The sequence below is a fragment of the Kitasatospora sp. MBT63 genome (assembly GCF_000710465.2).
In the GTDB taxonomy this organism is placed as follows: domain Bacteria; phylum Actinomycetota; class Actinomycetes; order Streptomycetales; family Streptomycetaceae; genus Kitasatospora.
Genome location: NZ_JAIZ01000344.1, coordinates 1 through 11,665, shown reverse-complemented (window position 1 = coordinate 11,665; position 11,665 = coordinate 1). Strand labels below are relative to the sequence as shown.

The 11,665-nt window shown below is 72.3% G+C and carries 9 protein-coding genes; 6 read left to right on the top strand and 3 right to left on the bottom strand.

Translation table 11 applies throughout. The features are described from left to right. Positions 1–143: 143 nt before the first annotated feature. Complete coding sequence (locus AA75_RS20490; protein ID WP_149038273.1) at positions 144–626, top strand: DUF3592 domain-containing protein; 483 nt, start codon at positions 144–146, stop codon at positions 624–626. Between the two features lie 15 nt (positions 627–641). Here the strand turns inward: AA75_RS20490 and AA75_RS20485 are convergent, their stop codons facing one another. Genes AA75_RS20485 through AA75_RS20475 form a run of 3 tightly spaced genes read right to left on the bottom strand, consistent with a single transcriptional unit; the run spans position 642 to position 4,650 of the window. Next, positions 642–2,726, bottom strand: a complete 2,085-nt coding sequence (locus AA75_RS20485) for a dipeptide ABC transporter ATP-binding protein (protein WP_051812879.1) — start codon at positions 2,724–2,726, stop codon at positions 642–644. After that, positions 2,723–3,667, bottom strand: coding sequence for an ABC transporter permease (locus tag AA75_RS20480; protein WP_051812878.1), 945 nt, complete (start codon positions 3,665–3,667; stop codon positions 2,723–2,725). Before AA75_RS20480 ends, AA75_RS20485 begins: the two co-directional genes overlap by 4 nt. Then, the gene (locus AA75_RS20475) at positions 3,667–4,650 is read right to left on the bottom strand and encodes an ABC transporter permease (RefSeq protein WP_033821590.1); all 984 of its coding nucleotides are present in this window, start codon (positions 4,648–4,650) and stop codon (positions 3,667–3,669) included. Before AA75_RS20475 ends, AA75_RS20480 begins: the two co-directional genes overlap by 1 nt. Positions 4,651–5,014: 364 nt before the next feature. Between AA75_RS20475 and AA75_RS20470 the strand changes: the two genes are divergently transcribed. The 5 genes from AA75_RS20470 (at position 5,015) to AA75_RS20450 (ending at position 11,621) form a co-directional block, all read left to right on the top strand. Then, complete coding sequence (locus AA75_RS20470; protein WP_033821589.1) at positions 5,015–6,712, top strand: ABC transporter family substrate-binding protein; 1,698 nt, start codon at positions 5,015–5,017, stop codon at positions 6,710–6,712. A gap of 435 nt (positions 6,713–7,147) precedes the next feature. Further along, the gene (locus AA75_RS20465; RefSeq protein ID WP_233289114.1) at positions 7,148–8,323 is read left to right on the top strand and encodes a low temperature requirement protein A; all 1,176 of its coding nucleotides are present in this window, start codon (positions 7,148–7,150) and stop codon (positions 8,321–8,323) included. 60 nt (positions 8,324–8,383) lie between these two features. After that, positions 8,384–9,055, top strand: coding sequence for a pentapeptide repeat-containing protein (locus AA75_RS20460; protein ID WP_033821588.1), 672 nt, complete (start codon positions 8,384–8,386; stop codon positions 9,053–9,055). A gap of 162 nt (positions 9,056–9,217) precedes the next feature. Next, on the top strand, positions 9,218–11,272 hold the full coding sequence (locus AA75_RS20455; protein ID WP_033821587.1) for a phosphocholine-specific phospholipase C: 2,055 nt from the start codon (positions 9,218–9,220) through the stop codon (positions 11,270–11,272). Between the two features lie 154 nt (positions 11,273–11,426). After that, complete coding sequence (locus tag AA75_RS20450; RefSeq protein WP_033821586.1) at positions 11,427–11,621, top strand: hypothetical protein; 195 nt, start codon at positions 11,427–11,429, stop codon at positions 11,619–11,621. Positions 11,622–11,665 lie beyond the last annotated feature (44 nt).

Here is an 11,665-nt window from a genome sequence, read left to right as displayed (position 1 = left end):
CAGCTGCTCTAACCAACTGAGCTAGCGGCGCCTGTCTGACCCGGAGAACATTACAGGTCACCGGCGCCCGCGCTCAAGTCGACCCCTGTCCGGCCGGTGCCCGCGCTGGTACGGTTCGGCCGAGCCGAGCTGGGGAGGGGCGGATGGGCGGGGGCGCGCGGACGGGCATGGGCATCGGACAGGCCCTGGGCGTGGTGATCGGGCCGCTGGTGGCCGTGGCGGGGGTGGCGTTCGGCTGGTCCTACGTCGAGACACGGCACGACTACGCGCACGCCCGCCCGGTCGCGGCCGTGGTGGCCGAGGTGGAGTACACCAGGCCGGCCACGCGGCAGGGGGCGGACCGGATGACCGTCGCACTGCCCGGGGCCACCTCCGCCGACCGGCTCGAGGTCGACGACCCGCACAGCGCCCCGGACCGCCTGGCGCCCGGCGACCCGGTCACCGTCCTGGTGGCCGACAGCCGGCCCGGCCACGCGGTGTTCGCACGGCAGCTCGGCCTCGGCGACCTGGGCATCGCGGCCGGCATGGTGCTGTTCGGCCTGCTCTTCACGGCGGCCGGGGTCGCGGCGCTGCGGCGGGGCAACCCGCGGTGGCGGCCGCCGACCGCCGAGAGCTGGGACCTGTAGGCCGGGGCCGGGCGCTCAGCGGCCTTCCGGGTGGTGACAGGCCGCGGTGTGGTCCACACCCGGCGCGGCCTCGGCGGCCTGCGGCTCCTCCTGTTCGCACCGGGTGCGCCGGCCGGCGTCCAGCGCCGCGTACACCGGGCAGCGGGCCCGGAAGCGGCAGCCCTGGCGGCGGACGGTCGGGGACGGCGGGTCGCCCGCGAGCAGCACCTTGGTGCGGGCCCGCTCGGCCGCCGGGTCGGGCAGCGGGACGGCGGACAGCAGGGCCCGGGTGTACGGGTGCCGGGGCCGCTCGAACACCTCGGCGACCGCGCCGGTCTCCACGGTGCGGCCGAGGTACATCACGCTGACCCGGTCGGCCAGGTGCCGGATCACCGAGAGGTCGTGCGAGACGAACAGGTAGGCGAGGCCCAGTTCGGCCTTGAGCCGCTGGAGCAGGTTGAGCACCCCGGCCTGGATCGAGACGTCCAGCGCGGAGACGGGTTCGTCCAGCACCAGCAGGTCGGGCCGGACGGCCAGCGCCCGGGCGATCGAGATCCGCTGCCGCTGCCCGCCGGAGAACTGGTGCGGGTAGCGGTCGGCGTGCGCCGCCTCGAGGCCGACCTGGCGCAGCAGCGCGGGCACCCGCCGGGCGGCCTCCTCACGCGGTACGGCCTGCGCGTGCAGCGGCTCGGCCACGATGTCGCCGACCGGCATCCGGGGGTCGAGGCTGGCCATCGGGTCCTGGAAGACGATCTGCAGCCTGCCGCGCAGCCGGTGGGCGGCGGCGGGGTCGAGGCGGGCGGTGTCCTGGCCGAGCAGCTCGATCCGGCCGGCCTGGGGGGCGGCGAGCCGCAGCAGCTCGTACAGGGTGGTGGACTTGCCGGAGCCGGACTCGCCGACCAGGCCGAGCGTCTCGCCGCGCCGGATGTCGAGGTCGACGCCGTCGACGGCGTACACCTCGCCGACCTTGCGCTTGAAGACGGCGCCCTTGAGCTGCGGGAAGGTCTTGGTCAGGCCGGTGACGGCGAGCACCTGGGCGCGCCCTTCGCGTGGGCCGGGGTCGGCGGGGGCGGGCAGCTCCGGCACCGGGTAGACCTCGCTCGGGGCGGGGCCGCGTTCGGCGAGCTCGTCGGCGCGGACGCAGGCGGCGAGGTGGGCGCCGGCGCCGGCCAGCGGGGGTTCGGCGGTGCGGCAGCGGCCCTCGGCCAGCGGGCAGCGGGGCGCGAACGGGCAGCCCGGGCCGCCCTCGCCGGGGGCGGGCGGGTTGCCGGGGATCGGGACCAGCGGGCCGCCGCGTCCGTCGAGGCGGGGGGCGGCGCCGATCAGCCCGAGCGTGTAGGGGTGCCGGGGGCGGGCGAACAGGTCGTCCACCGGGGCGGTCTCCACCACGCGTCCGGCGTACATCACGGCGACCCGGTCGGCCATCCCGGCGATCACCCCGAGGTCGTGGCTGACCAGTACCAGGGCGGCGCCGGTCTCCCGCTGGGCGGTGCGCAGTACCTCCAGCACCTGGGCCTGGATGGTGACGTCGAGGGCGGTGGTGGGCTCGTCGGCGAGCAGGATGTCGGGGTCGTTGGCGATGGCCATCGCGATCATGGCGCGCTGGCGCATGCCGCCGGAGAACTCGTGCGGGAAGCTGTCCAGGGCCCGGCCGGGGGCGGGGATGCCGACCAGGTCGAGCAGCTCGGCGGCGCGCCCGCGGGCGGCGGCCCGGTCGAGCGGCTGGTGGATCCGCAGTGCCTCGGCGATCTGGTCGCCGATCCGGTAGACCGGGGTGAAGGCGGAGAGCGGGTCCTGGAAGACCATGGCGACTTTGCGGCCGTGGATCCGGGCGAGTTCGCGCCCCGGGAGCCCGACCAGTTCGCGGCCCTCCAGCCGGACGGAGCCGCCGATCCGCGCGGTGCCGGGCAGCAGCCCGAGGACGGCCAGCGCGGTGACCGACTTGCCGGAGCCGGACTCGCCGACGATGCCGAGGGTCTCGCCGCGGTGCAGCTCCAGGTCGACGCCGCGGACGGCGGGGGCGGGGCCGAAGTCGACCCGCAGGTCCCGGACGGCGAGCAGCGGTTCGGTGAACGGGGGTTCGGTGAGCGGGGGTGCGGGGGTCACGGGTGCGGGGGTCACGGGTTTCTCCGGCGCGGGCGGCGGGCGGTGCGGGCGGGGCGGCCCGCGTCGGCGGTGGGGTCGAGTGCGTCGCGCAGCCCGTCCCCGATCAGGTTGACGGCGAGGACGAAGAGCACCAGCAGGGCGGCGGCGAAGTAGAAGAGCCAGGGGAAGACGGGTGCGTCGCCGGTGCCGGCGGCCAGCAGGGTGCCGAGCGAGACGTCGGGGGCGCGGACGCCGAAGCCGAAGTAGGACAGCGCCGCCTCGCTCATCACGGCGCCGCCGACGGTGATGGTGGCGTCGATGATCAGGAAGGAGGAGACGTTCGGCAGGATGTGCCGCAGGATGATCCGGAACGGTCTGACGCCCATGAACGAGGCGGCCCGGACGAACTCCCGTTCCTTGAGCGAGAGCGTCATCGAGCGCACCACCCGGGCGGTGATCATCCAGTTGAACAGGCCGAGCAGCAGCACGAAGGCCAGCCAGCCGGTGCCGCGCAGTTTCGGCGACACGATGGCGATGATCAGGAAGCTGGGGAAGATCAGCATCAGGTCGACCAGGAACATCAGCGCCCGGTCGGTCCAGCCGCCGAAGTACCCGGCGCAGGCGCCCACCAGCGAGGCCAGCACGGTCGAGAACAGCGCCACCAGCAGGCCGATCACCAGTGACTTCTGCAGGCCGCGCACGGTCTGCGCGAAGACGTCCTGGCCGATCCCGTTGGTGCCGAACCAGTGTTCGGCGGAGGGGGGTTGGCGGATCGCCGTGTAGTTCGGGGTGGCGTAGTCCCAGGGCGTCAGGTACGGGCCGAGGAAGGCCAGCAGGAACAGCAGCAGCACGATCGCGGCCCCGACCAGCACGCCACGGGCGGCGGTCAGCCGGGCCAGGACCAGCCGCAGCCGCCCGCTGGGGGCGGGGTCCCCGGCCGGTACGGGGACGGTGTCGGTGAGCACGGTGGTGGTCATCAGTACCTGACCCGGGGGTCGAGCGCGGCGTGCAGGGCGTCGGCGAGGAAGCCGGCGGCCAGGATCACCACGGCGGCGAACAGGTTGACGGCGACCACGGCGTTGATGTCCTGCTCGTTGATGGCCTGGATGAACCATTCGCCCATGCCGTGCCAGCCGAAGATGGTCTCGGTGAAGGCGGCGCCGGTGAAGATGCCCAGGAAGCTGTACGCGAACATGGTCGACATCGGGATCACCGCGGTGCGCAGGCCGTGCTTGAGCAGGGCCCGGGTGCGGGTCAGGCCCTTGGCCTCGGCGGTGCGCAGGTAGTCGGAGCCGAGCACGTCCAGCATGGTGGAGCGCTGGTAGCGGCTGTAGGTGGCCAGGCCGCCGAGCGCCAGCGACAGGGTGGGCAGCAGCAGGTGCAGCGCCCAGTCGCCGAGGTGGGCGCCGAGGCCGCCGGCCAGGTTGGGCGTCTCGTACCCGGTGAACGGGATCACCTCGTGGCCGGCCGCGTTCTTGGCGGCGATGGCGCCGTTCTTGAGCAGCAGGGCGACCAGGAAGACCGGGGTTGAGAGCAGGACGAAGGAGAAGACCGTCAGGGTCCGGTCGGAGATCCGGTACTGCTTGACCGCGCTCCAGGCGCCGCCCGCCACCCCGAGGGCCATCCCGAGCAGGCTGCCGATCAGCAGCAGCCGCAGCGAGACCCAGATCCGGCGGCCGAACTCCTCGTTGACGGAGGTGTTGTGGATGGTGCGGCCGAGGTCGGCGTGGAACACCAGGCCGTCCGCCCAGGTGGCGAAGCGTTCCACCACCGGGGTGCGGTCGTTGATGTTGAGCGCGGTGAGCTGGCGGTCGACCGCGGCGGCCGAGGGCCTCGGCTGTTTGGCCTCGAAGTAGGCGCGCGGGCCGAGGGCGGTGCAGGACAGGGCGTAGGCGAGGAAGACCGCGACCACCAGCAGGACCGCGTAGTAGCTCAGCCGTTTCGCCAGATACCGGATCACGGCCGACCGCCGAAGCGGTTCGCACACCTGGTGAACATGATCGTTCGCCTTCGCTCAAGGGGTGGTTGCAGCAGCTTCGCGCAGCAGTTGTACGGCACCGTGGGTCGGCCGTCCAGGGGGTGCGGCGCTGCGGGGTTCAACCGGTCCGGAGAACGCCCAGGTCACAGTCGATCAGACGGGTACTGACGGGAGATTGCGGCACTGTTGCGGCCTGTTTCGTTTCGATCAGATCTGAACACCGCCCCCTGGTAGTCGACTTGATCCGCTGTTACGTTCTGCCTGTCGGCACCGACTTGGCTGCCCACGTTCAAGTGTCGCCACACCTGGCGGCCGTCGACTCTTCGAGACCCCCGGGGAATTCCTGATGCGTGCTTCGCTCGCCACCCGCAGACTCGGCCGCGCCGCGGCCGCCGCCATCGCCGTGGTGCTGGCCGCCACCGCCTGCAGCAGCTCGGGCGGCGGTAAGGCGGACGACGTGGCCAAGACGGTGACGCCGACCCAGGACGCGGAGGACAACAACCCGCAGCCGCTGGACAGGATCAAGGACGGCGGGGAGCTGCGCGAGCCGCTCCAGCAGTGGATCACCCAGTGGAACCCGTACCAGGTCGACGGCACCTACGGCGACGCCGTCGAGATCATGGGCTACGTCGAGGCGAAGCTGTTCCGCACCGACGCCAAGGGTGTCTACCAGCCGGTGCCGGAGTACCTGGAGTCGGCCAAGGTCACCTCCACCTCCCCGCAGGTGGTGACCTACAAGCTCAACCCCAAGGCCAAGTGGTCGGACGGCAAGCAGCTGGGCTACCAGGACTTCAAGGCGGTCTGGCAGGCGTCCAACGGCAAGGACCCGGCCTACAACCTCTCCGACTCCTCCGGCTACGAGCAGATCTCCGCCGTCGAGCAGGGCGCCGACCCGAGCGAGGTGAAGGTCACCTTCGCCGAGCCGTACGCGGACTGGCAGAGCCTGTTCAGCCCGCTGCTGCCGGCCTCGCAGATCTCCACCCCGCAGCAGTTCAACGAGGGCTGGATCGAGCAGGTGCCGGTCTACGGCGGCCCGTTCAAGATCGGCAGCGCGGACAAGACCGCGCAGACCATCACGCTGGTGCCCAATCCGGACTGGTGGGGCCCGAAGCCCAAGCTGGACAAGATCACCTACCGGGTGCTGGACGCCGCCGCGATCACCCAGGCCTTCCTCAACAACGAGGTGGACTTCGCCTCGGCCGGCACCGCCACCGCCTACGGCCAGCTCAAGGACGCCAAGGACGCGGCGATCCGCACCGGCACCCCCTGGGACGAGGTGCACATCTCCTTCGGCGGCAACGGCGCGCTCGCCGACCAGGGCGTGCGCCAGGCGCTCGGCAAGGCACTGGACCGGGCCTCGCTGATCAAGATCGTCAACCAGGGCGTGCCGGTCGAGTTCAAGCCGCTCGACAACCACCTGTTCATGACCAACCAGGCCGGCTACCAGGCCAACTCCGGGGACTGGGTGAAATACGACCTGGCCGCCGCGAAGCAGCTGCTGGACGCGGCCGGCTGGAAGGACGCCGGCGGCGTGCGCAGCAAGGACGGCCGGCCGCTGGAGCTGCACTACGTGATGAGCGACGGCTCCACCCAGGCGCAGTCCGACCTCGCCGCGGCCGTGCAGAGCATGCTGCAGCAGGTCGGGGTCAAGCTCTCGGTCGACAAGGTGCCCAGCAAGGAGTACTTCTCCAAGTACATCAACGAGGGCAAGTTCGACCTGGCGAGCTGGCGCAACACCGGCTCGTTCCCGCTCTCCAAGACGGTGCCGATCTACCGCGCCCCGCAGGGCGACAACGTGTTCGGCAACTACTCCAAGCTGAGCACCCCGGAGATCGACTTGCTGCTGCGCAAGGCCGCCGCCACCCTCGACCCGGTGGAGGCCGCCAAGCTCTACAACCAGGCGGACGTGAAGATCTGGGAGCTGGCCCACACCGTCGAGCTGTACCAGCGGCCGAGCATCGTCGCGGTCCGCAAGGGCCTGGCCAACTTCGGGGCCGGCAGCCTCGCCGACACGGTCATCACCTCGGTCGGCTGGGAGAAGTAGTCCACCGCGCGCCGCGGCGGCGCGGGACGGTCGAACGACCGGCGGCGCTGGCGAGCAGCGCGGTGATCACGAGGCGTCCCGGCGTGGGCGCGGGGGCATCCGGCGGAGCCGCCCCCGTGTCCACGCCATCTGCCTTGACCTTCCGCGTTGCCCGCAGACCGCCCGTGTCGTCGTTCCACTTGGAGGGGAATCTATCGGCCCGGCCGGGGTGGACGGGACACCTTCCGCAGGGCGCGCCCGGGAGCCGTCGAGCTGTCACCCGGATCGCGCACTGCACCGTCAACTCTGCCTGACGGACGCCCAAAACGGGCGCAAGCGGACGGATCGGCGTGCCGCGCGGGTACGTGCGTACGGGTCCGGCTCCTGCCAGGATCGCGGGGAGCGGCCCGGGTTGCCGCCCCCCGAGCCGACCGCGTGCGAGCCGAAAGCGATCCGATGACCAGCGAAGCCGCCCTGCCCGACCCGGACCGCGTCGTACGGCGGATGGTGCCCCGCAGCCGCAGCGAACCGCACCGCGCCGCCACGCCGTTGGAACTCTTCTTCGACCTGTGCTTCGTGGTCGCGGTCGCCCAGGCCGGCGCCCAGCTCGCGCACGCGGTCGCCGAGGACCACCTCTCCACCGGTCTGGTCGGCTACCTGTTCGCGTTCTTCGCGATCTGGTGGGCCTGGATGAACTTCACCTGGTTCGCCTCCGCGTACGACGTGGACGACGTGCCGTACCGGATCACCACCCTGGTGCAGATCACCGGGGTGCTGATCCTCGCCGCGGGCGTGCCCAGGATGTTCGACGGCCGGGACCTCGTGCTGTCGGTCGTCGGGTACGTCGTGATGCGCCTGGCGATGGTCACCCAGTGGCTGCGCGCGGCCCGCAGCGAGAGCGGCGGCGCCCGCACGATGGCGCTGCGCTACGCCGCCGGGATCACCGTCTGCCAGGTCGGCTGGGGGGTGCTGCTGCTGCTCCCGGAGAACGTGCGCCCGTACGTGATCCCGCTGGGCATCCTGGCCGAGCTCTCGGTGCCGGTGTTCGCCGAGCGGCACACCCAGAGCACCTGGCACCCGCACCACATCGCGGAGCGCTACGGGCTGTTCACCCTGATCGTGCTCGGCGAGACGGTCTCCGCCGCCACCGTCGCGATCCAGGCCGCGCTGGACGAGCACGAGGCGCTCGGCGAGCTGCTGCCGATCGCCGCCGGCGGCATCCTGCTCTGCTTCTCCGCGTGGTGGATCTACTTCGCCCGCCCGATCCACGAGCACCTGCGCTCCAACCGGCGGGCCTTCCTGTGGGGCTACGGCCACTACCTGGTGCTCGGCTCGGCCGCGGCGATCGGCGCCGGTCTGGAGGTCGCCGTGGAGTACGCCGTCGGGCAGGCGCACATCTCCGCGGAGGCGGCCACCGCCGCGGTCACCGTGCCGGGCGCGGTCTACCTGGTCACGGTCTGGCTGCTGCACTCCCGGCACACCAAGCGGGGGGCCGCCCAGGCGGTCCTGCCGGTGGCCGCGGCCGCCCTGCTGGTGTGCACCCTCGCCGGGGAGGCCGGGGTGCTGCTGGCCGGGCTGGTGGCGGCCGCGGCGGTCGCGACCGGGCTGGCGCTGCACGCGCGGGAGGGCTGAGCTGTCGGTGGCGGCTGGGACGATGGCAGCACCCCGTCCCCGACCGGAACGAGCCAGACCATGCCCGCGGTCCCCAACGTCCCCGCCACCCCGGACGAGCTCGACCAGCTGCCCTTCGCGCACCTGCTCCAGCCGCACACCGGCCCGCTGCGGCCCGACCACCGCTACGACACCGTGCACTTCGACGACTTCGAGCACACCGGCGCGGCCGCCGGCGCGGGCTTCCTGGAGTGCGCCTTCACCGGCGTCCGGCTGGACGGCGCCCGGCTGCGCCGGACCACCTTCAACGAGGTCTGGGTGCAGGGCAGCCGGCTGGTCGCCACCGACCTGGCCGACAGCGACTGGCAGGACAGCGCCCTGCTCGGCTCGGTGCTGGCCGGCGTCGCCTGGTACGGCGCCGCGCTGCGCCGGGTGGTGCTGCGCCAGTGCAAGCTGGAGTCGGTCAACCTGCGCTCCGCCGTGCTGCGGGACGTGGTGTTCGAGGACTGCCTGCTGCGCGACGTCGACTTCGGCGAGGCTCGGATGACCGATGTCTCCTTCCCCGGCTCCACCCTGGAGGAGGTCCGGCTCGGCGGGGCGAAGCTGGAGCGGGCCGACCTGCGCGGCGCGGCCCGCCTGGAGCTGGCCGACGGCCACCTCGGGCTGCGCGGGGCCGTCATCTCCACACACCAACTCTTCGACCTCGCCCCGCAGTTCGCCCAGGCGCTGGGCATCGTTGTGAAGGACGGCTGAGCCGGCCGTTCACCGCGAGGTCGCCCGACGACGCGGGGAAGAACAGTCCAACAAGCCTTCATGGAAAGCCATGGCCTTCCGCCCGGGGCTGGGCCAGGATGCACCGCGTTCGGCGAGTGCAAACCTGTGTGCACAACTCCTGAGAGGGCGGCGGTCCCACCAATGGCTGAGCTGAGTCGTAGGAAGTTCATGGCGCTCTCCGCGAGCGCGGCGGCCGGAGCGGCGGTGGCGGGCAGCGTGGCCGCCGCGGCCGCCACCACCCCCGCCGCGGCCGCGGCAGCGGGCACCACCGGCACCATCGCGGACGCGAAGCACATCGTCATCCTGATGCAGGAGAACCGCAGCTTCGACCACTACTTCGGCACCCTCAAGGGCGTCCGCGGGTTCGCCGACCGCAGCGCGATCCAGATCGCCGGCGGCTACAGCGTCTTCAACCAGCCCAACGGCTCGGGCCGCCAGTACCCGTGGCAGTTCAGCGCCACCAAGCCGGCCGGCGGCGCCGACCCCGAGCGCCTCGCCCAGTGCAACGGCGACCTGGCGCACGGCTGGTCCGACCAGCACAAGGCCTGGAACGGCGGCAAGATGGACTCCTGGGTCGCCGCCAAGGGCAACGTCCGCGCGCTCGGCCACCTGACCCGCGCCGACATCCCGTTCCACTACGCGCTGGCCGACTACTGGACCATCTCCGACGCGTACTTCTGCTCGGTGCTCAGCGCCACCGGCCCCAACCGCACCTACCACTGGTCCGGCCAGATCGACCCGGCCGGCACCCTGGGCGGTCCCGCGTACGACGGCGGCGACGAGTCCAACCTGCGCTGGGAGACCTACGCCGAGGCGCTCGAGCGGGCCGGCGTCAGCTGGAAGGTCTACCAGAACGCCGCCGACAACTACGGCGACAACGCGCTCGCCTACTTCAAGCAGTTCTCCACCGCCCCGGCGGGCAGCGCGCTGGCCGTCAAGGGCATGGGCTCCGTCCCCAAGGCCACCGGCCGCACCCCGGACGACATCGCCGCCGCGATCCGCGCCGACGTGCTGAACGGCACCCTCCCGCAGGTCTCCTGGATCGTCGCCGACCAGGCCTCCTCCGAGCACCCGTACGCCACCCCCGCCGACGGCGCGCACTTCGTGCACATGGTGATGGACGCGCTCAACGCCAACCCGGACGTCTTCAACTCCTCCGTCCTGTTCCTCAACTACGACGAGAACGACGGCTTCTTCGACCACGTGCCGCCGCCGGTCGCCCCGGCCGGCACCGCGGGCGAGTTCTACAACGGCACCAACATCGGCCTCGGCTTCCGGGTCCCGCTGATCGCCATCTCGCCCTGGACCCGCGGCGGCTGGGTCAACTCCGAGGTCGCCGACCACACCTCGGTGCTGCGCTTCCTGGAGAAGTGGACCGCCGCTCTCGGCAAGCCCGCCACCACGCCCAACATCAGCGCCTGGCGCCGCAAGGTCTGCTCCGACCTGACCGGCATGTTCGACTTCGCCAACCCGGTCTACGGCATGCCCGCGCTGCCCAACACCGACGCCACCATCGGCCTCGCCGCCTGCGGCCCGCTGCCCAACCCGGCGCCGGTCAACAACGCCCTCCCGCTCCAGGAGGCCGGCACCCGCCCCGCCCGGGCGCTGCCGTACCAGCCGAACGCCAACCTCGACCATCTGGAGTTCGCCTCCGGCAACGTCATGAAGGTCTGGCTGAAGATGGCCAACCAGGGCACCGCCACCACCCACTTCGCGGCCTACGCCAACGCCTACCGCACCGGCGGCCCCTGGCAGTACACCGTCGACCCGGGCACCGACACCAGCGACTTCTTCAACTGCGGCGCCAACTTCGGCGGCGGCCCCTACGACCTGAGCGTCACCGGCCCCAACCGCTTCCTGCGCCGCTTCAAGGGCGACGCCACCAAGGCGGGCAAGAACCTCACCGTCACCTCCTCGTACGCCGCCGCCCCCGACACCGGCAAGAACGCGCTCTGGTTCAGGCTCGCCAACGCCGGCACCACCCAGGTGACCTTCACCATCACCTCGAACAACTACCGCACCGACGGCCCCTGGACCTACACCGTCCCGGCCGGCGGCAACGTCAGCGACTACTTCAACGTGGTCGCCTACAACAACGGCTGGTACGACTTCACGGTGACCGCGGACTGTGACACCACGTGGTCCCAGCGGTTCACCGGCCACCTGGAGAGCGGCGCCCCCAGCGTCAGCGGCTGACCCGCCCGCCGACCGTCCGCAGCCGGGCCCCGCACACTCCGCGCGGGGCCCGGCCCGCTCCCGGCCCGGCCCCGCCGCCCCGGTGGCACGCCCGGGTGCACGGTGTGACAGTGGGAGGGTTCCGCCGTCCGATCACGCCAGGGAGCACAGAGCGATGGGCATCTTCGACAGGTTCCGGCACAAGTCGCACGAGATGGTCAGCCCCACCGAACGGGCGGCGCTCGCCCACGACGAGGCCTCCGACGCCTTCGGCGACCAGGCCGAGCGGGCCCGGCTCCAGGCCGAGCAGGCCGAGCAGGACCGCCGCGCCGCCGCCGACATGACCGCCGAGGGCGATCCGCTCGGCTGACCGCCCGACCGCACCGGGGCGCACCCGCCGTCACGACGGCTGCG